Consider the following 22,627-nt stretch of genomic DNA (forward strand, 5'->3'; position numbering starts at 1 on the left):
GTTTATTCAGGAAGCCAATCCGTTTTTTTAATTCTAAAGATGTTTACTTCATTTCCATTGTAGATCGTACGTTTTTCTAAAGACATCCCGTTTTTTAATGCTACATTTTCAGAAGGTTTATTGGTCAGGCTGATTATAGAGATTATAGAATCTGTCAAATGATTTGAAAACGCATAGTCCCTGCATTTTTTAGCAGCTTCGGTAGCATACCCTTTATTCCAGAATTCAGGAAGCAATGAATAACCAATTTCAATTTCCCGGATTTGGTCAACAGTTTGAACCAACAGGCCACAGTGTCCGATTAAATTTTCGGAATCTTTTTCAATAAGGGCGTTCATGCCTCCAAGGTTATTGTTATACCGATAAAATTGTTTGTCGTACCATTTTTGGCATTCAATTTCCGGGGCTTCTAATGCAGCTTCCCAATATTTTGAGGTCTCCGGGTTTTCGTGAAACTTTAGCCAGGCATCAAAATCAGACCATTGTACTTTCCTGAATCTAAGCCTTTTAGTTTCTTCGTTTTCAAGTAATAACCTATTCTTCAATGTGATGTTCCTGTTTTTTTACGCGTCTGAAATCCAGCAAATTAATGGGGTTAATGCCTAAACCTGTTACATTTTTTCTGGTAAAACGTATTACTTCATCATAGTAAAGCGGTACCATGATAGCATGATCCATTGCTAAAGAATCTATAGCCGTATATAAATGTTTGCGTTCCTCAATATCAGTAATGGTAAAGGCTTTGTTGTATAAACTGTCAACCATATCATTTTTAAAATGAAAATAGTTAGAGCCATTAGGTGCAAAATTCCTACTGTAGAAAATAGATAAGTAGTTCTCAGCGTCCAGATAATCAGCAATCCAGGAGCTTCTGAACATATCAACTTTACCATTAGAACGGGCACTTCTTAACGAGGCTTCGGGCATCACATCAACATTAATGGTTAAACCTGCTTTTTCAAGTTCACGCTGAATAAATTCGCAAAAACTCAAATAATTACTTGTTGTAACCAAAGTAATTTCCGGATTCGTGATGTTACTTTCTTTTTTAAATTGTTCTACCAGTTGTTTGGCTTTTTCGGGTTGATAGGTAAAACCGCTGGACTCATTATAACCGGCAAGCCCAATTGGGATAAACCCACCGTTAGCAGGATTACCAACGCCATTATTTAAATAAAGCATCATCTTTTTGCGGTCGAAACCATAATTAATGGCTTTTCTGATGAGTTTGGATTGGATCTCAGGTGTTTCGGAGTCTAAATAAAATCCAAGGTATTCAGTGTTTAGATAAGGGCCGCGAATCATATTTACTGTTTCAGCGTACTTGTCTCGTAAAGTTCCGGCACTGGTTAAAAGTTCATCTTTATACGAAGCATCCAAGCCTGAAACAAAATCGATATTGCCCTGGGCAAACTGTAAAAATTCACTTTGCTTATCCGGTAAAAAGGTAAGCGCAACAGCTTCCAGATAGGGTAACCTGTTTCCTTCCGAATCTTTTTCAAAATAATGTTCGTTTTTTCTAAGAACCAGTTTAATATTTTCTTCCCAGCGCTTAAATTTAAATGGGCCGGTTCCAATAGGATTTGATCTGAAATCAATACCATAATGTTCCACTATTTCTTTTGGAACCACCGAGCAGTATTTCATGGTTAGTAAGCCTATAAAAGCCGGAAAGGGTTGCCTTAATTCTATTTGAAAAATGGTGTCGTTTATGGCTTTAAAGTCATCTACTTTATTTAAAACCCAACTTCCGGGAGCAGCTACTTTTTTATCTCTTAATCGGTTTAAACTGTATTCGAAATCTTTAGCAACAACAACTCTTGTAGAATCTGTCCCGAATAAATGGTGCTTGTGAAAATAAACGTCACTGCGTAAATTGAAAGTATAGGTGATGGCATCCTCGGAAATAGTCCACGATTTTGCTATACACGGCTTAATATTTAAAGCACTGTCTAATTGCACCAGGCCATTAAAAAGCTGGTTGTTAATGGAATTATCCTGTAGCGTTCTTGAAAAAGCCGGATCCAGGGTGTTTATATTGGCGTATTCATTATAACGAAAAACCAAATGGTCTTTGTTGGAACCGGAATGGTCCTCGCAGGAAAAAAGTAAAATTACAATACAACTAATTGATAGGTAGTTTGTTATTTGATTCGCTATAGGTTTTATCATGTAACTTATTAGTTGTAAATTTGCACGCTAATTGTCATTTTGAGAGAAACGAAGGCTCTCTTTTGATATTGCAACGGTGCTCAATATGACAAATATAAACAGTTTTCCATCTCTAATGATGACACAAAACTAATAATGAGAAAAAAAGTCGCATTTTATACATTAGGCTGTAAGCTTAATTTTTCAGAAACCTCTACCATTGCAAGAAGCTTTGTAAACGAAGGCTTTGACCGTGTAGATTTTTCTGAAAAAGCAGATATTTATGTGATTAATACCTGCTCCGTTACGGAGAATGCCGATAAGCGTTTTAAAACCATTGTAAAGCAAGCTCAAAAAGCAAATGATAAAGCATTTATTGCCGCTGTTGGCTGTTATGCACAATTGAAGCCACAGCAATTGGCTGAGGTTGACGGAGTGGATTTGGTTCTTGGAGCTACCGAAAAATTTAAGATAACCGATTACTTAAATGATCTTACAAAAAACGATTTCGGTGAAGTGCATTCTTGTGAGATTGAGGACGCTGATTTTTATGTCGGGTCTTATTCTATAGGCGACAGAACCAGGGCTTTTTTAAAAGTTCAGGATGGTTGTGATTATAAATGTACATATTGTACCATTCCTTTAGCACGAGGTATTTCGAGAAGTGATACTATGGAGAATGTGCTTAAAAATGCCCGGGAGATTTCTGCTCAAAACATAAAGGAAATTGTGTTGACAGGAGTCAATATTGGGGATTATGGAAAAGGCGAATTTGGTAATAAAAAACACGAACATACCTTCTTAGATTTAGTGACCGAATTGGATCAGGTTGAAGGTATTGAGCGCTTACGTATTTCGTCTATTGAGCCTAATTTATTAAAGAACGAAACCATTGATTTGGTATCGCAATCCAGAGCATTTGTACCGCATTTTCATGTGCCTTTGCAAAGTGGGAGTAACGAGATTTTGAAAAAAATGAAACGGCGTTACATGAAAGAGTTGTATGTAGACAGGGTTTCTAAAATAAAGGAAGTGATGCCCCATGCCTGTATTGGAGTAGATGTTATCGTTGGCTTTCCGGGTGAAACCGATGCGCATTTTCTGGAGACCTACAACTTTTTAAATGAATTGGACATTTCGTACTTACATGTGTTTACTTATTCTGAGCGCGATAATACCGAAGCAGCAGCCATGGAGGTTGTCGTTCCTAATAATATAAGAAGCAAACGTAGTAAAATGTTGCGTGGATTATCGGTTAAAAAACGTCGGGCATTTTATGAAAGCCAGTTGGGAAGTGCCAGAACCGTTTTATTTGAAAGCGAAAATAAGGACGGTTATATTCATGGGTTTACAGAGAATTATGTCAAAGTAAAGGCACCATGGAATCCGGAATTGGTGAATACACTACATCCAGTAGAGCTTACCAAAATTGATGATGACGGATTGGTTAGATTTGATTTTGCTGAAATATTAGCTTAAATTCTTACTAGACTGATTTTCTTACACTTGGTCGATTTAATTGCTCGAAAGTTTATCATGATATTATATTTGGAGTTGCATGTTAAGCCCCTAATCATGAAACATTTATTAAGAACTTCATTTGTTTTTCTTCTTATAATTTTAGTATCATCTTGTTCTAAGGATGATATAACACCACCTGTTGAAGGGCTTTGGGTTTTAACGGAATACAAGGTTAAAGGCGAAGGAATTGATGTTAATAAGGATGGGATTATTAGCCAAAATATGTATGATGAACTTAATTGTACTGCCACTTCAAAGCATACAATGCATTTTGAAGATGGTTATATTGGATATTTTGTAGCATCTCCATCCAGTGTGAAAATTGCACTGGTTGAAGGAACTACCAATGAGTATATTTACGACGTCTGGTGTGATCCTGACAATGGAACCATAGGAACAACGTTGCATTATTCTCAAAAAGGAGATATCATTATAATAGATGGAAATTCCAGCAGAAACTATACTATTAATGATGATAAGCTAATTGGAGCGGCTACCATTAATATCTATGATGAAAGCTTTACCAATATAATTGATACTAAAGCGTTGCGTGTAGTTTATACTAAAGTGTAATTATTATTTGGAAAGAAACTTATATTCTTACCCCAACAGGTAACATACGTTTATATTTTCTGTTGCTTCTTACAAATTTGGCTATTTCAGGGCTGGTTGGAACCACGCTTAGGTTGCGTCCTTCAATTTGTTCAAAAACGGCTGCAATAAACTCTTTTCTAAAGTCTTCGCTTTTAATTTCCTCAGGAATAATAAGCTTTGTTAAAAAGATCTTGCGCTCTTGTAGTGAGTATTCAATTTTTGCTAAATGATTATCAACTTTAATTTCAAATTGGCGTAAAAAATCATTATCTATTAGTTCAGCTACATCAACCATTTGTATAAATTTTTTAATTTAAGCGGAGAATTAAAATAAGCAAACGATGCTTGTTTCGATTTGCGATGCAAAATTACTAAAAAAAAACCTTAATGTAAAGAAAAAGTTAAGTTAATACCCTATGAGTCAAGAACTAATCCATGTGTATTTAATGCCGGGAATGGCTGCCAGCCCATTAATTTTTGAAAATATAAAACTTCCGGAAGACAGATTTAAACTTCATTATTTAGAATGGATGGTTCCTTTGGAAGATGAATCGTTAACCGACTATGCATTAAGAATGACGGACCATATAAAATATGATAACATCGTTTTATTGGGCGTGTCATTTGGTGGTGTGTTGGTTCAGGAAATGAGTAAACATCTTAATGTTAGAAAGTTAATTATTGTTTCCAGTGTAAAATCTAAAAATGAAATACCAAAGCATATGCAATTGGCCGGATCTACAGGTATCTATAAACTGCTACCAACACAATTGGCAAGTAAGGTGGATTTACTGGAAAAATATGCTTTTGGAAAAAACTTTACTAAACGGCTGAAGCTTTATAAACGATACCTGTCTGTTAACGATAATCGTTATTTGAGTTGGGCTATAAAGCAAATGGTTAACTGGGATCAAAAAGAGCCACCTGAAGGCATTGTTCATATTCATGGCGATAATGATGCTGTTTTTCCAATTAAAAGTATTCATGGCTGTATGACCATATCAAAAGGGTCTCATATCATGATTATCAATAAATACAAGTGGTTTAATGAGCATTTAACCGATATTATTCTTGAAAATTAGTCCGTTTTTATTAATTTTAGGCAAAACTTTTAATGATGAAGATAGTAGAACGCCTTTTAGCGTGCGTTGGATTGTTAAGTTTGTGTATTGTATTTATTTATGCCCTCCAAGACGCACCTACGGATGAAAATTTTGAAAAGAAATTAATAAACGATTATAACGTTTATGCACTGCAAGTTCCCGATGATCTAGAATTTGCAGGAGAATCATTGCCTTTAAGCAACCCTGATATTTTAGAACGTATGGACAGAGAGCTGTTGGTAAATACCTATTGGCAGTCTAACGGTTTGCTGATGTTCAAGCGTTCTAAAAAATATTTCCCTATTATAGAACCTATTTTAGCTAAACATGGCATTCCGGATGATTTTAAATACCTGGCAGTTATTGAAAGCGGGTTAACAAACGCCGTGTCGCCTGCAGGAGCCCGGGGTGTATGGCAAATCATGAAAGCTACTGGCAGGGAAAATGGATTAGAGGTGAATACAAATGTTGACGAACGTTACCATTTAGAAAAAGCTACCGAGGTGGCTTGTAAATATTTGTTAGAAGCCAGAGAGAGTTTAGGATCCTGGACTTTAGCAGCTGCTGCATATAATGCCGGCAAGTCCGGAATTTCCCGCAGGTTAAAAGAACAAAATGTCTCTGATTATTACGATTTACTTTTAGGTGAAGAAACCGGACGTTATGTATTTAGAATTGTAGCGTTAAAGGAAATATTGTCTAATCCAGACAAATACGGATTCAATTTTAGAGATAAAGATCTATATACCAACATTCCAACCTTTAAAGTTGAGGTTGACACTGCAGTAACGGACTTTTCCAAGTTTGCCGAAAAATTTGGAATTAATTATAAGATATTAAAATTGCATAATCCCTGGTTACGAGAAAGGCATCTTAATAATAAATCCAAAAAGCTTTACGAAATAGAAATACCTAAAGAAGGGTATTATAATTTAGCACAGTAGAAATATTTATGTCACCCTGAACTTGTTTCAGGGTCTATTACTTATAAATCTAAATCAGATGCTAAAACGATCCCGATAGCTATCAGGACAGCATGACAAAGAGTTTTTATCTACTCCTTCTTTTTTGAGATCTTAAGGAGCCACCGGCACCAAAGTGTTGGTTAGGGCCTACAGCACGTTTCATGTTTTGCTTCATCATTTTAATTTGGTCAGTAAGCATCCCATGTTTATCAAGTTGCTGTGCCTCGGTCAATAATTTTTGTGCTTCCTGCTTTCGTCGTTTTGAAAAAGCAATACCGGCCAGGTTTAATTTGGCCATGGCCAAATCATGTTTCATGGATAATCCTAAACTAACCGCCTTTTTAAAGTACTTTTCGGCCTCATTCATATTACCCTGCATGACCATTAACCCGTGTAAATAGTTATAGTAGCCTTGTTGTTTTTTTACTAAAGCACCCTCAGGATGTTTTATCCTATCTAACCACTTTTTAGCACCAACAAAATCTTGCTTGCGCAATCTTAAAAAGGCAAGCAATATAAATTCATTTTTAAAATAAAGAAATACAAATACACCGGCCAGTAATATCAGGGCAATACCATTTCCAATTTCGCCTTCTGTAAATTGATATACGGCATAAGCAATAATTCCGACAGCTATAATAAGTTTTATAATTTTATTGTACATATCTGGTTTTGAATATTATTTACAGGCTACTTGGCCTGTATTTATAGCAATTTTGTTTTGAAATGCAAAGAAACTAAATTTTTCTATAAAAAATATTATTAAAATAGGTTTGTGATATAAAAAACTGTTGTATATTTGCGCTCAGTTTTGAGCAAGGGTCAAAATTCGAGTTTAAAAATTACATTTCAGATATTTAAAGATATAAGACAATGAGTAAAAGAACGTTTCAACCATCAAAAAGAAAGAGAAGAAACAAGCATGGTTTCAGAGAAAGAATGGCTTCTGCTAATGGAAGAAAAGTACTTGCCCGAAGAAGAGCCAAAGGAAGAAAAAAATTGTCTGTATCATCTGAAACAAGACATAAAAAATAATGATTAACAATTGTTTATAATTTAAAGGTGTTGCTTGACTGTAACGCCTTTTTTTATGTTTTCTAATTACTATTTTTGCAACTAATTTATTTACACTAGAATACTTAAAAAATGCCAAAAAATCCAAATTTAAAATCTATACTAATTATTGGTTCGGGCCCTATCATTATCGGGCAAGCATGTGAGTTCGATTATTCTGGGTCACAATCATTACGATCATTAAGAGAAGATGGAATTGAAACTATTTTAATTAATTCGAATCCGGCAACAATTATGACTGATCCGTCCATGGCAGATCACGTTTATTTGTTACCGTTAAATACCAAGTCGATCGTTAAGATTTTAAAGGAGCATCCTCAAATTGATGCCGTTTTACCAACCATGGGAGGGCAAACCGCATTAAACCTTTGTATTGAAGCTGATGAAAAAGGTATATGGGAAGATTTTGGGGTGGAACTCATAGGTGTAAACATTGATGCTATCAATATTACTGAAGATAGAGAGCAGTTTAGAGAGTTAATGGAAAAAATAGGCGTTGGAATGGCGCCTCAGGCTACGGCGTCTTCATTCCTTAAAGGAAAAGAGATTGCCCAGGAGTTTGGATTTCCATTATGTATTCGTTCCTCATTTACCTTAGGAGGTGCCGGTGCGGCGATTGTTTATGAAGAAGAAGATTTTGACAAGTTGTTACGTCGTGGTTTGGAAATTTCTCCTATCCATGAGGTTATGATAGATAAAGCACTACTTGGATGGAAAGAGTATGAGTTAGAGTTGCTCAGAGATTCCAATGATAATGTTGTTATTATCTGTTCTATTGAAAATATGGACCCTATGGGGATCCATACCGGAGATTCTATTACGGTGGCTCCGGCTATGACCTTAAGTGACAGAACCTATCAAAGAATGCGTGATATGGCCATTCATATGATGCGAAGTATAGGTGATTTTGCCGGGGGATGTAACGTACAATTTGCAGTAAGTCCGGACGAAGAAGAAGAGATTATAGCCATTGAAATTAATCCTCGTGTATCGCGATCTTCGGCATTGGCGAGTAAAGCAACAGGTTATCCGATTGCTAAAATAGCTACGAAACTGGCTTTGGGATATCATTTGGATGAATTGAGTAACCAAATTACTAAGTCAACATCAGCATTATTCGAACCAACGTTAGATTATGTCATTGTAAAGATACCACGTTGGAATTTTGATAAGTTTGAAGGGTCTGACAGAACATTAGGGCTTCAAATGAAAGCCGTGGGAGAGGTGATGGGAATTGGACGTTCGTTCCAGGAAGCCTTACATAAAGCAACACAGTCTCTTGAAATTAAACGTAACGGATTAGGGGCTGATGGTAAAGAAAACACCAACTATGATAAGGTTATAGAAAAACTTACATATGCATCATGGGATCGGGTATTTACCATCTATGATGCCATTAAAATGGGGATCCCTCTGAGTAGAATTTTTGAAATCACCAAGATTGATATGTGGTTCTTAAAGCAATATGAAGAACTGTATTTCTTAGAAAAAGAGATTTCTACTTTCAATATAGACACTATTGAAAAACCATTAATGCTTGAGGCAAAGCAAAAGGGATATGGCGACAGACAAATAGCCCACATGTTAGGTTGTTTAGAGAGCCAGGTATACAATAAGCGTGAGGAAATGGGTGTTAACAGGGTGTATAAATTAGTAGACACCTGTGCTGCCGAGTTTAAGGCACAAACACCATATTATTACTCAACCTTTGAGAGTGATATGCAAACGGCAGACGGCAATCGTTATGCGGATAATGAAAGTGTTGTTACTGATAAGAAGAAGGTCATTGTATTAGGTTCCGGACCAAACCGGATCGGACAGGGTATTGAGTTTGATTACTGCTGTGTTCATGGGGTATATGCGGCAAAAGAATGTGGTTATGAAACCATCATGATTAACTGTAATCCTGAAACTGTTTCAACAGATTTTGATACGGCCGATAAGCTATATTTTGAACCGGTTTTCTGGGAGCACATTTACGATATCATCAAACATGAAAAACCTGAAGGGGTTATTGTGCAGTTAGGTGGGCAAACCGCTTTAAAACTGGCTGAAAAACTTGATAGATATGGTATTAAGATTATTGGTACCAGCTTCCAGTCATTAGATTTAGCAGAGGACAGAGGAAGTTTCTCTACACTATTAAAAGACAATGGTATTCCTTATCCAAAATTTGATACTGCCGAAACGGCCGATGAAGCACTGGCAGTAGCTAAAGAATTAGATTTTCCAATTCTTGTAAGACCATCTTATGTATTAGGTGGACAGGGCATGAAAATTGTGATCAATGAGAAGGAATTAGAAGAGCACGTGGTGGGCTTACTAAATAAAATTCCAAATAATAAATTATTATTAGACCATTATTTAGAAGGTGCGATTGAAGCTGAAGCTGATGCTATTTGCGATGGTGAAGAGATTTATATCATCGGTATCATGGAGCATATTGAACCTTGCGGTATTCACTCGGGAGACAGTAATTCCACGCTCCCTCCGTTTAACCTGGGAGAGTTTGTAATGCAGCAAATAAAAGACCATACGAAAAAGATAGCTTTAGCGCTTAATACGGTTGGATTAATAAACATTCAGTTTGCCATTAAAGACGATATGGTTTATATCATTGAAGCTAACCCGAGAGCATCACGTACGGTTCCTTTTATAGCCAAAGCTTACGGGGAGCCTTATGTAAATTATGCTACTAAGCTGATGTTAGGAAAAAACAAGATAAAAGATTTCAATTTTAAACCTGAATTGGAGGGGTATGCTATTAAACAACCTGTGTTCTCATTCAATAAATTCCCGAATGTGGACAAAACTTTAGGTCCTGAGATGAAGAGTACCGGGGAAAGTATCTTATTTATAGATAGCTTAAAAGATGATGAATTCTACGACCTCTATTCCAGGCGTAAAATGTACTTAAGTAAGTAATAAAAAAAAGCCGCTGTACTTCGAGTAACCTCAGTAACCAGCGGCTTTTTTTATTTCTTCAACAAGTTAAAATTAAAGTGAACTTCAATATCTTCAGCTATTTTATTCCTTATAATTTTGGGAATTTTAATATTAAAATCCGAAGCGAGTGCTTTAAAGGCTCCGGACATAGAAATGTTATCTTGTTCCTTTGAAAGCACTACCGAAACATCATTAAGTTCTTTTGATTCGCCATGGAACGTAAGTGTTCCATTCACACTTAACTTTGATTCTTTATTTAAAGTTGTAACGTCAAAGTCTTTAATGGTTCCTTTAAAAGTAGCTTTGGGATAGGTGTCAGACTCTGCATAATTCTCATTAAAATGCTCTTCCATTAAGGCATTTTTGAATCGGAATCCTTTAACCAAAACTAAAGCTGCAAATTCGCCATTATCAGTATTAATAATTGCTGTTACAGATTTGTTTGTAGCTTTTACTTCTTCAAACGAAGGAACCGAAGCCTCAAAACTTACAGTTCCCGTTTTTGTTAGGTATTTGGTTTGCCCAAAAGCATTTATACTTAAAAATGCTAAAATGTATAGGAGATTTTTCATTGTTAATTTTCTAATAGACCATCATCTTTCCATTGTTGAATTTTATCTCTCAAAGATTGGGCCATAAGGCCGGTTGGAGGCATTGGGCTGCCGGCATTATTAATACGGCTAATAATTTTATCAGCGTCATTCTTTACCTGATTATAAGTAGTATACGAAGTAGGCGCTCCATTTGTTGGCGTAGCCCCGTGACATGAAGTACAATTACTATTGATAATGGCTTTAACGTCATCATCATAAGTTACTTCTGTAGTTGGACCTGGATCCGGATCCGGATTCACGTCGTCACTGCTGCTGCTTGAGCAGGTAAAAAATAGCATTGAGATGCCTAGTAAATAAATTAAATGATTCGTTTTCATAGCAAATTGTTTTAGTGTATAATTATTAAAATCTTCTACTTAAATTAAACCCAAAATAGACGTTACCATCACTCCAATCTCCAGAGGCCTGGCCTAAAAATGAATTGGTATTCATACCTTCGGCATTGGTAAAGTGCATTTGAAACACATGCCCGCCGGTTTCCAAATCTATACCAATAGAGAACGGATTTTTAAAAGGAGAATTGTCTGCCCTGTTAAAATGAAGCCCGTAATCGGCGTTTACTGACCATCTTTTACTTAGTTTATAGCGACCGCCAACGCCCAGGGCGTATTGGGTATTATCCTGTTCATCCAGAACCACAAAGTTGTCATGAAATACCGTTGGAGCCAATTCAACAGACAAATTAGTGCTCATTTTTCTGGCAATTAGAATTTGAGTGGTATAACCAACTCTATGTTTAAACTCCAAAAGGGGATAATTAGCCTTGTCCAAAGCAGTATTAATTAAAATGGAATTATACCCTACGATAGTAAAAGGGAACCCGTTTTTTTCTTGTCTGAATAACCGGTATTTTATAGAACTTTCATAAATTTTAAGAAATGAACTTCTTGAAATTCCAATGTTTAACCCATCGGAAATTCCGAAAATAAAATTGATACGCGTAACGGCATCATCCAAACCAAAAAAGGTGTCGATGCCATTTTTGAGACTACCAAAGCGGTGTGAAACCACAAGGGTAAACTGATTATCTGCTACGAGTTTGGTAGATTCGAAGTTTACAATTTTTAAACCTTTAAATGTGGCAGATTCGTATTGAGTACCGGTTGAATCTGAATCTATTTCTGCTAATAAATCATTTTGCGAAAAAGTAAAGATGGGAACGAATACTAGTAGGGAAAACAAATGTTTCATATTTAAACGTGTCAAATAGTTTTAGAAAAAGGTTTAATATTTTACAAAGCGTCTAGTTTGCGTATTTTCATTAGAGGTTATTTTTAATATATAAATTCCTGTATTTAAGGTTGAAACATCGATAAAGGACTGTAGATAGGAAAGCTTGTTACTATAAACTTTTTTACCTAAGCTAGAATAGATGTCGGCATGACTATTATGATAATTATCAAATAATTTAATATTCAATAAAGAAGATACCGGGTTAGGGAATATTTTGAAGCTGTCTACTACCAGGTCATCAATTCCCAGGGTAATTCCGCTTGATGTAATTCCTCTATTACTCCCTCCGTGATTACCTAGGTTAAACGTTGAACCATTGCCTCTTGCCCAAACCAGATTAATTGAGGTATCTGATGTACTAAATACATAATCATTGCCTTCACCTGTGTTTAAAGCTCTGGTAGCAACTAAAGTACGTACACCCAATGAAGTGTTGTTTGAAGATATAGACCAGTCCTGATTAGTGTCTAAAACCGGCATACTACCTATTCCTTGAAAGGTTCTGTCGGTAAGATTAGTACCATCAAAAACTACTACATCTCCATTGTTTGTCATAGACTGTACTCCAAGTCCAAGGCCAAGCCAACGGTCATCAGGCCCTATTAATGTTAATGTAACCACTGTACTTGTAATATCAATTTGAGCGGAGTATTCCAAACCAGATGTGGTGGATAGTGTTACGGTACCGGTAGAATAAGTTTGAGCGTTTAAACATACATTCAAAGCAAGTAGTGTTGCGATAGTTAGTGTAATTTTTTTCATGACCTTAATTTTTAAATAGTGAAAGTAATTCTTTGTTGTTGTTGATTAGTGCATAGTCGTAAGCCGACTTACCATTTCCGTCTTTTAAATCATAATTGGCACCTGCCCTAACTAAAAGTTCAGCTATTTCATTTTGTTTAAATAATGTGGCATAATGTAACGCCGTTGTACCATTAGTATCGGCAATATTAGGATCAGCTTTTTTTTCTAAAAGCATGTTAGTAATGTTTAAATTTTGTTTTACAACGGCAGCCATTAAAGGTGTACCATTATCACTATTGGAATTAACATCACAATTTTTGTCCAGTAAAAATTTTACGATAGATTCGTTACCATGGTAGCAGGCCAAAATTAGCGGGGTATAACCGGCATCATTCTTTGCATTAATCATTGAAGGGTCTTCATTAAAAACTTTTTCAATGTCATGGACATTTCCACTACGACAAATGTCGAAAATATTGTTTTGGCAATAAGCAAGCATGGAAATGAAAAAAGCTAGTGATAGTAAGGTACTTTTCATAATTATGGATTAATAATAATACACTGATCTAATTTAATTTCTTCCAAAAGGTCATCATAACCAATACACCGTCCTTTTATTTTTATAGAATTACCTTTTGAGATAGAGGCATTAACCGGTTTTTGTAACTGGCAAAATATCTTTTCATCTAAAACTATGTTTTGGTCATTAACTACTGATATTGACCCGGAAACTTCAATGACTTTATTTAAATATTGTTTTTCAGAATCAGCCGGTGCTATTAAAAATTCATTTGAAAGGGCTACCGAGGTCACTGTAAATTCGGCTTTTTCTCTTTCTATATTTCTATGCGCCTGGTATATGTAATTATATGTAATTACACCTGCAATAATTATCAATAGTAATAAGATTATTAATCTTTTTCTCATTTCAGCATTCTTAAAATACTGCTTCAGTAGGGACTACTGAAGCAGTTTTAGCTAGAAATCAAGTGCTCAATAGAACTTGATTATAAAAAAACTTTCTTTTTCATAGAAGAGTAAGTTATACTAGCTTAATGTTTTTAATTTTAATCACAAATGTTATTATATCTTAGTCTGTTATTGTATCCTACCCTTAGGTCTATTTTAGTTTCAGAATACTCAGATATTTCATGTAATATCCAGTCTTCGTTACAGTAATCTAAACCTGGTATATTAATAGCCACTGTTATATTATTCCCTTCTCCAGTGGCAACCCAGGTGCCATAGGCTCTCTGCCCATCCCAGTAAGCACCAACACTACCATTTTTGCGAAAATTAAATGTGTAGCCTTCGTAATAATCATCCAGGTCGTTACCATATCGCTCTAACTTATCAATGGTCCAACTTCCACAACCGGTTAGAATAGACGCCAGTGTTTCGGTGTCACAGTCATCACAATCATCATCATTATAGTTATAATCATCATCTTCATCACAGGCATTTCCATAGGTATCAATGGCACTTTTTAATTCATTAAGGTTGCTAATGTTTAGCACGGTATTATTGAAAAGCGTGATAGAGATAGGGAAATTTATGGTTACAAAGTCTGAGGCACTTAAATTATCAATAAAGCCATATAAATCTTCATCTGAATGAATAGTAATAATATCAAGGGTTTCGCTATCGGTATTAAATAAGGAAGCGCTTATCGGGTATTGAAAATCCAAACACTCAATATCGTCATCCAATTCGTTTTCTCCATTGCAGTTTTTAGAATAGTTAGCCAATTCTTCAGCATTAGTAACAGTTACTTCAGTGAAATCTCCAAGAATGATTGTAACAGGGTATGCAATATCAAGTATGTCGGTATCATCATCGGAGTCGTCAAAAATATATTCAACAATTTTGTAATCCTCTTTAGAGTTAACATCTATTTTTAAGCCATTTACTGTAACTTCTACAGGTAATTTAATATTAAAACAGTTTGAATAATCTAGAATGTTATCCTCAGACCCGTCATTGATTGCAATCTTTTGAATTAAATTGGTAATAACTGAGTTTTTAACCAGTTTTTCCTCTTCGGGAGCTTCAATAAACTCCATATCTTCTTTTCTACAACTTATAAATAAGAGCAGACAAAGCATGGTTAAAAGGAAATTTAAAGTATTAATTCTCATATAATCAGTAAGGCTAACTTAAGCCATCTAATATTATAACAACCGGTTTTTAAAAACTCCTGAAAAAAATAAATATTTTTTTACATAACTTTAGACAAAAAAATTGTCAGAAGAGCTTAACGAAGATATTTGTAAAGAAAGGGTGTTTGAGCATATATACAATAAGTATGTGCAAGATTTACAAAGTTTTTTGTTTTATAAATACGGAGATAAATCTAATCCCAATGATTTAGCTCAGGAAGCATTTATTAAGTTATGGGATAATTGTAAGGATGTAAGTTTGTCAAAGGCAAAGTCTTTTTTATACAGGGTTGCTAATAATATGGCGTTAAATGTTGTAAAGCATGAAAAGGTAGTTTTAAAATATAATCAGGCTCATAAAAAAGATTATACTAATGAGTCCCCGGAGTTTCTCCTGGAAAAAGATCAATTTTTAAAACAATACCAAAGTATTCTGGAAAATTTAAAGGAAGAACAACGCGTTGCTTTTTTATTGAGTAAGGTTGAAGGAAAAAAACACCGTGAAATAGCACAGATTATGGGGGTGACTCAAAAAGTAGTAGAGTACAGGATTTATACGGCTTTCAATACTTTAAAAGAAAAACTGGAAGGATTTAAAATAAAATAATCAGGAGAATTTAAGCTGGAGTTGTTATATATATAGCTTACGTGATTATGGATAAAGAAGATTTAGTAAAAAAATGGCTTAATGAAGAACTTACCGATGCTGAAAAAAAGCAGCTCAGTAAGTCAGGTGATCATGAATTCAATGAATATATTGTTAGTAGTGCTCACCATTTTAAAGCCTCTAACTTTTATGATACCTCTACTTTTGATTCGTTTAAGAAGTCTTATAAACAACAAAAACCGACAAAAAAGTTAATCCGGTTTAATACTTTGTTAAAAGTAGCCAGTGTTGTAATAATTGGTTTGGGGTTATATTATGCGTTCTTTTTCAATGCTCAAACCTGTATTGAAACCCTGGCCGGAGAGAAAATGGTTATTGCATTGCCGGATAATTCCAAAGTAGAATTAAATGCGTTATCATCGGTTACATACCATGTCGGGAAATGGAAGGATGACAGGACCTTGTTGCTGGAGGGAGAAGCCTTTTTTAAGGTTGAAGAAGGTAGTTCATTTAAGGTTAAAACAAGCCATGGTTTAGTGGCTGTTCTGGGGACGGAATTTAATGTTAAACAACGGGATAATTACTTTGAGGTTACATGTTTTGAGGGTACGGTCAAAGTTAATTTTAATGAGTTTAATAAAACACTATTTCAAGGGGATACTTTTTTGGTTTTGAACGGAAAATTGATCCAAGGAAAGATAGATAGTAAAGTGCCCGTATGGACAGAAAATATGAGCGCGTTTAATGCCATACCTTTTAAGGAGGTGCTTGCTGAAATTGAGAGACAGTATAATTTACAGATTGTCTATAAAAATATTAATATTAACAGGTTATTTACGGGAGGCTTTCCGCATGATGATCTTGAAAATGCTTTAATAGCGATTACCCAACCAATGAACTTATCGTATGAGTTAAATACTTCAAACATGGTAATAATTCATGATAAGGAAAACTAGTAAAATAATCATTTCCTTTAGTTTTTTACTTCTTGTTTCATTTAGTATTAATGCTCAAGATGCCAGTAAACCAAAGCCGCTAGCATCTGTTCTTGCTGACCTTCAGAATAAGTTTAAGATCAAGTTTAATTATGCGGAAGATATCGTAGAGCATATTTTTTTAACGCCACCGGAAGAAAATCTAACACTGTCGAAAGTTTTAATATATCTTGAAAGTAAAACCACTTTACTGTACACCAAACTTAATAATGATATAGTATTAATTAGGCCTAAGTCCAAAAAGGAAGAAGTAATAGAAATTTGTGGTTATTTAAAGGATAAGAACAAGTTACAACCTATATCATTAGCTATAGTGCAATCAGGCGATAACCGAACCACCACAGATGAAGACGGCTACTTTCAAATCCAGATATCAAACCTTGAAACGCTCGTTAAAATTACCCATTTGGGGTATAAAACAATTGAGAAACCATACGATCAATTTGTTTTAAGTACCTGCGCAGATATATACTTAACACAGGACTTTCAACCGTTGTCAGAGGTCGTTATATCCAATTACATAGCTACAGGAATCAACAAAATAAGTGACGGCTCTTATGAAGTGGATTTTTCTAAGTTCGATATTTTGCCGGGTTTGATAGATCATGATATTTTACATTCCGTACAGGCGTTCCCGGGTATCATTAGTGCTAACGAAACGGTTTCAAATATCAATATTAGAGGCGGGACACACGATCAGAACCTAATACTCTGGGATGGTATTAAAATGTATCAATCCGGTCATTTTTTTGGCCTTATATCCATGTACAATCCTCATATTACCCAAAAGGGATTTTTAAGAAAAAATGGTAGCGACGTAAGTTATACCGATGGTGTTTCTGGTACCATTATAATGGAAACCGAAAATAGGGTTAATGATGTTTTTAAAGGTGTTGTAGATGTTAATTTAACCAATATTAACGCCTTTGCTGATGTGCCTGTTGGTAACAGGTCTTCTTTTCAAATAGCGACCAGAAAGTCTATTAGTGATTTTTTTGAAACTCCAACGTATAATTCATTTTTTGATAGAATTTCACAGAACACAGAAGTGGCGGGTAATGCAACGGCCATTTCAAACACGGATGAAGCGTTTGATTTTTATGATATTTCATTGCGATGGATATTTAAAATTAATGATAACGAAGAATTGCGTTTAAATTTTATTAATGCCCATAATAAGCTTCAGTTTAATGAAAATGCCATAGTTCGTAATCAGGCTGAATCTAAAACAAGTACATTAACTCAAAATAGTATTGCCGGTGGTTTGCAGTATAAGAGGTACTGGAATAATAAACTAAACACCACTTTTGAGATTTATGAGACAGATTATAAGCTTAAGTCTTTGAATTCAAATGTATTGGAGTTTCAGCGTTTTTTGCAGGAAAATGTGGTTTCGGAAACCAGTACCAAGTTAAAACTGAACTATTTTCCAAACAATGACCTAAACCTTTTATTCGGGTATCATTTTGTTGAAACAGAAGTGTCTAATTTAGATGATGTAGACAATCCTGTTTACAGGTTATTGGTTTCAGAAGTATTGAGAACACATGGTATTTTTTCTCAATTTTATTATAAATCTAAATCTGGAACAACTAATGTCAACTTCGGATTAAGATATAATTACATTAGTAAGTTTAAAAAAACACTTTTGGAGCCCAGATTCAGCTTTATGAAGCGTTTTGCAAACCATTTTACTTTTGAGTTGTTAGGTGAGTTTAAGCATCAGAATACCTCTCAAATTATAAATTTTCAAAGTGATTTTTTAGGAATTGAAAAGCGTAGGTGGCAACTATCCAATGATCAGGATATTCCTGTAATAACCAGTAAACAGTTTTCTGCAGGCCTGAATTATAATCATAATAATTGGCTGTTAAGTGTTAAGGGGTATGTAAAAAAAGTTAATGGTATTACCGCACAAAGTCAGGGTTTTCAAAATCAGTACGAGTTCGTTAAAAGTAAGGGAAGTTATGACGCCTACGGTTTGGATATGTTATTTAGAAAGCAGATAAGCCATTTTAATTTATGGTTAAGTTATTTCTGTTTAAATAGCGATTATCATTTTAAAGATTTAGAGCCTCGTGCGTTTCCAAGTAATTATAGTATATCTCATGCTTTAACTTTTGGAACCACCTATGCCAATAAAAAAGTCAAACTCTCCGGAGGATTAAATTGGCATTCAGGCAAACCGGTAACCAGCCCAATAAGTAACAATGAAATCATAAATGGCAACATTAATTTTGGAGCTACTAATGAAGCAACGCTACAAGACTATTTAAGGTTAGATATGTCTGCGCTATACAATTTTAGGTTAAGAAAAGCTAAAACGGAAGTGGGAATATCTCTTTGGAATGTATTGAATAGAAAGAACGCGCTTAACAATTTTTATAGCGTCACCAGCGGCATGCTTAATGAAACCGTGCAACAGTCATTGGGGTTTACACCAAATGCCGTTGTAAGGGTTCAATTTTAAAGTTCAATTCTTACATTATGCTGCTTTAAGGTATCTATATGGTCTTCGATCTTAAATTCTGAAGATTTAAATAAGGTTGTTCTTTTTTTAGACTGTTCCTGCCTGGCAATACTTCTGGAAAAGCGTCTGGCACTTTGTTCACTGTCTAAAATAAGCCCGGGAACCGGAACATTATGGCCGTTTTTGTCTTTGGCAACCATGGTAAAATAAGAAGAGTTACAGTGTTTCTTTGCACCGGTCTGAACATTCTCGGCTTCAACTCTAACACCTATAACCATAGAGGTCCTACCCGTGTAATTAACCGAAGCTTTTAAAGTTACCAGTTCACCAACATCAATGGGATTTAAAAAATCAACGCGGTTTACAGAAGCCGTAACACAATAATGCCTGGAATGTTTTGAAGCACAGGCAAAAGCAATTTGGTCCATTAAATTTAAAATATAGCCACCGTGAATTTTTCCACTAAAATTGGAATGTGCGGGCAACATTAATTCTGTAATAGTTACCTGGGATTCTTTTGCGCTTTTAAACATAGTTTTAAACAATTAAATTGTATAGCACTCCGGTTATAATGGCAATGCCAAAACTTATTAGTGTACCTATTAAGATGTATTCGGTAAGTTGCCTGTCTTTAGATTCCCGCAGATCACCAAAACGAAAAACCGATTTAGCTGTAATTAAAAAGCCCACAGCTTCCCAATGCCCCAATACAATGAAAATGAACACTAAAATGCGCTCTAAAATACCAATATATTTGCCGGCATCCTCAAGGGATTCGTTACTTTTAGTGAGTTCTGAAATATTCCACTTTAAAAAAATGGTTTTCATAATAATAGACACCGGAATTGTTAAAAATAATAAACAGGTAATGAGCAAGACGGTGTCTTCGGTCACCACTATTTCAATGGTCGATGCTTCTTTTGAAACCATAAAATAACATATTGAAATGACTACTATATGGCAAAGTTGATCGATAAAAAACAATAATCGTTTTGTTTTTTTCTTTTGAATTGAAAGTTTAATGGCATCGATTATGAAATGCGACACTCCAATTATCAAAGGAATAAACCATAAGGTTATATCCCAAATCAATAAGGCGGTAACCGCTATATGGATTAATACGTGGAAATACAGCTTTGGTGATCTTAGTTTCTTCTTTTCCTTTTCTTTTACCCATTTGGCAGGTTGCAGAAAAAAGTCACCTATAATGTGTGCTAAGAATAGCTTTAAAAATAAGGTCATAGTTCACTGATTTTTTGTTGGTACATTTGGTTTAACGCTAAAATGTTTTCCAGTCCGGCACGTTTTTGACGCTTGCTAATGGCATCTTGTTTAGTGCCTAGCTGTTTAGCCAAGGTTTCCTGAAGCGCATAAGGATTTTCTATACTAAGTTTGACAATTTCGGCTGAGTTCACGGTCCAATGATCCATATTGGTCAGGGCCAGTTTAAAATAAAGATTGAGCTCTTCATTGATTGTATTATTGCTGGTTTTAATCTGTAGGTTTTGCTTGTTCTTTTTTAAAAGATCTAAAGTTTCACCCGAAAAAATAAAAGCTTCACCATGTGATAAAGACACCTCTTTACCTTGATAAGTTTTGTTACCTATACCAATAGCGAGTCTTACATCCAAACCCTTTTCCATTTTAATACAGGCTTTGATATATACAGCTGCTAAAAAGGACTTGGAAACATCGACTATCTCAATTTGGAAGCTGTCACCACGATAAATTTCCCAGTAGGAATTGTTTGGGTTAAGCTCAGATAGGGCCGATTTGAGTATACCTGTCCAAACCTCCGGATTTTGGTCGCGGGACTTAATGATATCTCCTGTAATAACACTAGTCATATATGCTCTTTTTAAGGAATAATTTAAAATATTCCTTTTTTAGGGAATAATCAAATATATTCCTTTTTTAGGGAATATGCAAATTCATCATTACTTCGGGTAGTATTATTGATCTTCTTCGGCACGTTTTAAAATAGCTTCCGGAAGTGATTTTTTAGCCTTAGCTCCCATTTTTTTAAGCTTTTCTACACTGGTAATAAGGTTGCCGCGCCCATCAACGAGTTTGTTCATGGCAGCCGAATAATCCTTTTTCGCGTCGTCAATTCTCTTACCGACACCGGTAAGATCTTTTACCAATCCCTCAAATTTATCGTATAGGGCTCCGGCTTGGCGTGCGATTTCCATAGCATTGCGTTGCTGCTTTTCATTGTTCCACATGGTGTCAATGGTACGTAATGTAGCCAATAGCGTAGAAGGTGTTACAATGACAATGTTCTTTTCAAAAGCTTTGTTATAAATACTGTTGTCTTCGTTAATAACCACGGCAAAAGCGGGTTCAATAGGAATGAACATAAGCACAAAGTCCGGTGATTCTATATCGTACAGATCCTGGTAGTTTTTATCCGAAAGCTGATCCACATGTTTTTTAACCGAATTGATATGAGCTTTTAAAAACGTATCTTTTTGCGATTCATCAGCATTTACCAAACGCTCGTAATCCGTTAAGGACACTTTACTATCTATGATCATTTTTTTACTATCCGGAAGGTGCAGGACCACATCGGGCATGACACGAGATCCGTCTTCTCTTGTAAAGCTTTGTTGCATAAAATACTCACGATCCTTTTCTAATCCCGATTTTTCCAGTACACGCTCTAATACCAGTTCGCCCCAATTCCCCTGCATTTTACTATCGCCTTTTAATGCACGAGTTAAATTGGTAGCTTCTTTGGTCATTTGCTGATTCAGGTCTTTTAAGCCTAAAAGCTGTTCCTTTAAAGCCGAGTGCATGCTGATACTTTCTTTTTGGGAGGCTTCTACTTTTTTTTCAAACCCCTGGATCTTTTCCTGAAGCGGATTTAAAATATTCTTGATATTCTCTTTATTCTGATCGGTGAATTTTTTAGATTTTTCGTCCAAAATTTTGGTAGCCAACAATTCAAAATCTTTACGTAATTGTTCCTGACGTTCTTCTAATTCTTTATCACGTTTCAGGTTTTCCTGTTGAAGGTTTTCAAACGCAATGTTTTTTTGAGCCAATTCAATATTCAGGCCTTCACGTTCATCGCGAAATTGATCACGCTCTCTTTCCAGATTATCAATAGAAGCCTTTAATTCATTGATAGTGCTATTTAATTGGTTTTGGCGTTCTTCAAGCGTACTTTGTTCACTTTTACTCTTAAGTTTAGTGAAAAGCATACCCAGATAGGCACCAATACCAGCGGAAATAATGATGGCAAGAATAAGAATTAGGTTATCGTTCATTAAACGTTTTGATTTTTATCAAAAGTACATGAATTTTTTCATTTACAAATTCACAAAAACTAAATGAAAAAGTATCATGGATTAACATAGCGGTTACTCATGTGAAACTAAATTTTCTGTTTTTTATAGAAGGAATATAAACGTTTTCCTCCTGAAGGCAGTAGGTGTTAAAGGAAAGG

24 protein-coding genes are annotated in these 22,627 nt (G+C 35.2%); 9 read left to right on the forward strand and 15 right to left on the reverse strand.

What is annotated here, in order from left to right:
- Positions 1–2 precede the first annotated feature (2 nt).
- Positions 3–545 (reverse strand): GNAT family N-acetyltransferase, encoded by a 543-nt coding sequence (locus Q0983_RS17610; RefSeq protein WP_299556198.1) that lies wholly within the window; start codon positions 543–545, stop codon positions 3–5.
- Entirely contained in the window at positions 535–2,172 is a 1,638-nt protein-coding gene (locus Q0983_RS17615) for an ABC transporter substrate-binding protein (protein WP_299556199.1), read from the reverse strand. Before Q0983_RS17615 ends, Q0983_RS17610 begins: the two co-directional genes overlap by 11 nt.
- A gap of 135 nt (positions 2,173–2,307) precedes the next feature.
- Here Q0983_RS17615 and mtaB point away from each other — a divergent pair, with 135 nt between their 5' ends.
- Together mtaB and Q0983_RS17625 are read left to right on the forward strand one after the other, a co-directional pair.
- Entirely contained in the window at positions 2,308–3,630 is a 1,323-nt protein-coding gene (gene mtaB / locus Q0983_RS17620; protein WP_299556200.1) for a tRNA (N(6)-L-threonylcarbamoyladenosine(37)-C(2))-methylthiotransferase MtaB, read from the forward strand.
- Positions 3,631–3,726: 96 nt separating this feature from the next.
- Entirely contained in the window at positions 3,727–4,245 is a 519-nt protein-coding gene (locus Q0983_RS17625; RefSeq protein ID WP_299556201.1) for a hypothetical protein, read from the forward strand.
- Positions 4,246–4,264: 19 nt separating this feature from the next.
- Here the strand turns inward: Q0983_RS17625 and Q0983_RS17630 are convergent, their stop codons facing one another.
- Entirely contained in the window at positions 4,265–4,561 is a 297-nt protein-coding gene (locus tag Q0983_RS17630) for an N-acetyltransferase (protein ID WP_299556202.1), read from the reverse strand.
- Between the two features lie 121 nt (positions 4,562–4,682).
- Here Q0983_RS17630 and Q0983_RS17635 point away from each other — a divergent pair, with 121 nt between their 5' ends.
- Entirely contained in the window at positions 4,683–5,348 is a 666-nt protein-coding gene (locus Q0983_RS17635) for an alpha/beta hydrolase (RefSeq protein WP_299556203.1), read from the forward strand.
- A 35-nt stretch (positions 5,349–5,383) separates the two neighbouring features.
- Complete coding sequence (locus Q0983_RS17640) at positions 5,384–6,313, forward strand: lytic transglycosylase domain-containing protein (RefSeq protein ID WP_299556572.1); 930 nt, start codon at positions 5,384–5,386, stop codon at positions 6,311–6,313.
- A gap of 106 nt (positions 6,314–6,419) precedes the next feature.
- Here Q0983_RS17640 and Q0983_RS17645 read toward each other — a convergent pair whose 3' ends face one another.
- On the reverse strand, positions 6,420–6,998 hold the full coding sequence (locus Q0983_RS17645; RefSeq protein WP_299556204.1) for a DUF2892 domain-containing protein: 579 nt from the start codon (positions 6,996–6,998) through the stop codon (positions 6,420–6,422).
- Between the two features lie 209 nt (positions 6,999–7,207).
- On the opposite strand from Q0983_RS17645, the gene rpmH reads away from it, so the two are divergent.
- Positions 7,208–7,369: a 50S ribosomal protein L34 gene (rpmH, locus tag Q0983_RS17650; RefSeq protein ID WP_027878648.1), complete on the forward strand. Its 162-nt coding sequence runs from the start codon at positions 7,208–7,210 to the stop codon at positions 7,367–7,369.
- A gap of 111 nt (positions 7,370–7,480) precedes the next feature.
- Positions 7,481–10,333, forward strand: a complete 2,853-nt coding sequence (gene carB / locus Q0983_RS17655; protein ID WP_299556205.1) for a carbamoyl-phosphate synthase large subunit — start codon at positions 7,481–7,483, stop codon at positions 10,331–10,333.
- A gap of 50 nt (positions 10,334–10,383) precedes the next feature.
- Here carB and Q0983_RS17660 read toward each other — a convergent pair whose 3' ends face one another.
- The 7 genes from Q0983_RS17660 to Q0983_RS17690 form a co-directional block, all read right to left on the reverse strand.
- Positions 10,384–10,926, reverse strand: a complete 543-nt coding sequence (locus Q0983_RS17660; RefSeq protein ID WP_299556206.1) for a YceI family protein — start codon at positions 10,924–10,926, stop codon at positions 10,384–10,386.
- Between the two features lie 2 nt (positions 10,927–10,928).
- A complete protein-coding gene (locus Q0983_RS17665; RefSeq protein ID WP_299556207.1) occupies positions 10,929–11,285 on the reverse strand; it encodes a hypothetical protein in 357 nt (118 codons plus the stop codon).
- Between the two features lie 25 nt (positions 11,286–11,310).
- Positions 11,311–12,159 (reverse strand): DUF5777 family beta-barrel protein, encoded by an 849-nt coding sequence (locus Q0983_RS17670; RefSeq protein ID WP_299556208.1) that lies wholly within the window; start codon positions 12,157–12,159, stop codon positions 11,311–11,313.
- A gap of 33 nt (positions 12,160–12,192) precedes the next feature.
- Complete coding sequence (locus tag Q0983_RS17675; RefSeq protein ID WP_299556209.1) at positions 12,193–12,963, reverse strand: T9SS type A sorting domain-containing protein; 771 nt, start codon at positions 12,961–12,963, stop codon at positions 12,193–12,195.
- 4 nt (positions 12,964–12,967) lie between these two features.
- Positions 12,968–13,483 (reverse strand): ankyrin repeat domain-containing protein, encoded by a 516-nt coding sequence (locus tag Q0983_RS17680; protein ID WP_299556210.1) that lies wholly within the window; start codon positions 13,481–13,483, stop codon positions 12,968–12,970.
- Between the two features lie 2 nt (positions 13,484–13,485).
- The gene (locus tag Q0983_RS17685; protein ID WP_299556211.1) at positions 13,486–13,872 is read right to left on the reverse strand and encodes a hypothetical protein; all 387 of its coding nucleotides are present in this window, start codon (positions 13,870–13,872) and stop codon (positions 13,486–13,488) included.
- Positions 13,873–14,012: 140 nt separating this feature from the next.
- On the reverse strand, positions 14,013–15,050 hold the full coding sequence (locus Q0983_RS17690) for a hypothetical protein (RefSeq protein ID WP_299556212.1): 1,038 nt from the start codon (positions 15,048–15,050) through the stop codon (positions 14,013–14,015).
- Between the two features lie 136 nt (positions 15,051–15,186).
- Between Q0983_RS17690 and Q0983_RS17695 the strand changes: the two genes are divergently transcribed.
- Genes Q0983_RS17695 through Q0983_RS17705 form a run of 3 tightly spaced genes read left to right on the forward strand, consistent with a single transcriptional unit; the run spans position 15,187 to position 19,176 of the window.
- The gene (locus tag Q0983_RS17695; RefSeq protein WP_299556213.1) at positions 15,187–15,711 is read left to right on the forward strand and encodes an RNA polymerase sigma factor; all 525 of its coding nucleotides are present in this window, start codon (positions 15,187–15,189) and stop codon (positions 15,709–15,711) included.
- Positions 15,712–15,758: 47 nt separating this feature from the next.
- Positions 15,759–16,667: a FecR family protein gene (locus Q0983_RS17700; RefSeq protein WP_299556214.1), complete on the forward strand. Its 909-nt coding sequence runs from the start codon at positions 15,759–15,761 to the stop codon at positions 16,665–16,667.
- Entirely contained in the window at positions 16,651–19,176 is a 2,526-nt protein-coding gene (locus tag Q0983_RS17705) for a TonB-dependent receptor (RefSeq protein WP_299556215.1), read from the forward strand. The genes Q0983_RS17700 and Q0983_RS17705 overlap by 17 nt, the downstream gene beginning before the upstream one ends.
- On the opposite strand, the gene Q0983_RS17710 is transcribed toward Q0983_RS17705, so the two are convergent.
- From Q0983_RS17710 to rmuC, 4 genes are all read right to left on the reverse strand, one after another.
- Positions 19,173–19,709 carry an acyl-CoA thioesterase gene (locus Q0983_RS17710; protein WP_299556216.1) on the reverse strand — a complete coding sequence of 179 codons (537 nt, stop codon included), beginning with the start codon at positions 19,707–19,709 and terminating at the stop codon, positions 19,173–19,175. The genes Q0983_RS17705 and Q0983_RS17710 overlap by 4 nt on opposite strands.
- A gap of 4 nt (positions 19,710–19,713) precedes the next feature.
- The gene (locus tag Q0983_RS17715; protein ID WP_299556217.1) at positions 19,714–20,418 is read right to left on the reverse strand and encodes a DUF3307 domain-containing protein; all 705 of its coding nucleotides are present in this window, start codon (positions 20,416–20,418) and stop codon (positions 19,714–19,716) included.
- On the reverse strand, positions 20,415–21,023 hold the full coding sequence (locus tag Q0983_RS17720) for a transcriptional regulator (protein WP_299556218.1): 609 nt from the start codon (positions 21,021–21,023) through the stop codon (positions 20,415–20,417). Before Q0983_RS17720 ends, Q0983_RS17715 begins: the two co-directional genes overlap by 4 nt.
- Before the next feature lie 105 nt (positions 21,024–21,128).
- On the reverse strand, positions 21,129–22,448 hold the full coding sequence (rmuC, locus tag Q0983_RS17725) for a DNA recombination protein RmuC (RefSeq protein ID WP_299556219.1): 1,320 nt from the start codon (positions 22,446–22,448) through the stop codon (positions 21,129–21,131).
- Positions 22,449–22,627 lie beyond the last annotated feature (179 nt).

Origin of the sequence: Seonamhaeicola sp. (assembly GCF_028281565.1) — a bacterium.
Taxonomy (GTDB): Bacteria; Bacteroidota; Bacteroidia; order Flavobacteriales; family Flavobacteriaceae; genus Seonamhaeicola.

What these genes read in the sequence shown, in the direction of transcription:
- Q0983_RS17615 (WP_299556199.1), bottom strand. Translation starts at nt 2,172, where the DNA reads ATGATAAAACCTATAGCGAATCAAATAACAAACTACCTATCAATTAGT.
- mtaB (WP_299556200.1), top strand. Translation starts at nt 2,308, where the DNA reads ATGAGAAAAAAAGTCGCATTTTATACATTAGGCTGTAAGCTTAATTTT.
- Q0983_RS17625 (WP_299556201.1), top strand. Translation starts at nt 3,727, where the DNA reads ATGAAACATTTATTAAGAACTTCATTTGTTTTTCTTCTTATAATTTTA.
- Q0983_RS17630 (WP_299556202.1), bottom strand. Translation starts at nt 4,561, where the DNA reads ATGGTTGATGTAGCTGAACTAATAGATAATGATTTTTTACGCCAATTT.
- Q0983_RS17635 (WP_299556203.1), top strand. Translation starts at nt 4,683, where the DNA reads ATGAGTCAAGAACTAATCCATGTGTATTTAATGCCGGGAATGGCTGCC.
- Q0983_RS17640 (WP_299556572.1), top strand. Translation starts at nt 5,384, where the DNA reads ATGAAGATAGTAGAACGCCTTTTAGCGTGCGTTGGATTGTTAAGTTTG.
- Q0983_RS17645 (WP_299556204.1), bottom strand. Translation starts at nt 6,998, where the DNA reads ATGTACAATAAAATTATAAAACTTATTATAGCTGTCGGAATTATTGCT.
- rpmH (WP_027878648.1), top strand. Translation starts at nt 7,208, where the DNA reads ATGAGTAAAAGAACGTTTCAACCATCAAAAAGAAAGAGAAGAAACAAG.
- carB (WP_299556205.1), top strand. Translation starts at nt 7,481, where the DNA reads ATGCCAAAAAATCCAAATTTAAAATCTATACTAATTATTGGTTCGGGC.
- Q0983_RS17660 (WP_299556206.1), bottom strand. Translation starts at nt 10,926, where the DNA reads ATGAAAAATCTCCTATACATTTTAGCATTTTTAAGTATAAATGCTTTT.
- Q0983_RS17665 (WP_299556207.1), bottom strand. Translation starts at nt 11,285, where the DNA reads ATGAAAACGAATCATTTAATTTATTTACTAGGCATCTCAATGCTATTT.
- Q0983_RS17670 (WP_299556208.1), bottom strand. Translation starts at nt 12,159, where the DNA reads ATGAAACATTTGTTTTCCCTACTAGTATTCGTTCCCATCTTTACTTTT.
- Q0983_RS17675 (WP_299556209.1), bottom strand. Translation starts at nt 12,963, where the DNA reads ATGAAAAAAATTACACTAACTATCGCAACACTACTTGCTTTGAATGTA.
- Q0983_RS17680 (WP_299556210.1), bottom strand. Translation starts at nt 13,483, where the DNA reads ATGAAAAGTACCTTACTATCACTAGCTTTTTTCATTTCCATGCTTGCT.
- Q0983_RS17685 (WP_299556211.1), bottom strand. Translation starts at nt 13,872, where the DNA reads ATGAGAAAAAGATTAATAATCTTATTACTATTGATAATTATTGCAGGT.
- Q0983_RS17690 (WP_299556212.1), bottom strand. Translation starts at nt 15,050, where the DNA reads ATGCTTTGTCTGCTCTTATTTATAAGTTGTAGAAAAGAAGATATGGAG.
- Q0983_RS17700 (WP_299556214.1), top strand. Translation starts at nt 15,759, where the DNA reads ATGGATAAAGAAGATTTAGTAAAAAAATGGCTTAATGAAGAACTTACC.
- Q0983_RS17705 (WP_299556215.1), top strand. Translation starts at nt 16,651, where the DNA reads ATGATAAGGAAAACTAGTAAAATAATCATTTCCTTTAGTTTTTTACTT.
- Q0983_RS17710 (WP_299556216.1), bottom strand. Translation starts at nt 19,709, where the DNA reads ATGTTTAAAAGCGCAAAAGAATCCCAGGTAACTATTACAGAATTAATG.
- Q0983_RS17715 (WP_299556217.1), bottom strand. Translation starts at nt 20,418, where the DNA reads ATGACCTTATTTTTAAAGCTATTCTTAGCACACATTATAGGTGACTTT.
- Q0983_RS17720 (WP_299556218.1), bottom strand. Translation starts at nt 21,023, where the DNA reads ATGACTAGTGTTATTACAGGAGATATCATTAAGTCCCGCGACCAAAAT.
- rmuC (WP_299556219.1), bottom strand. Translation starts at nt 22,448, where the DNA reads ATGAACGATAACCTAATTCTTATTCTTGCCATCATTATTTCCGCTGGT.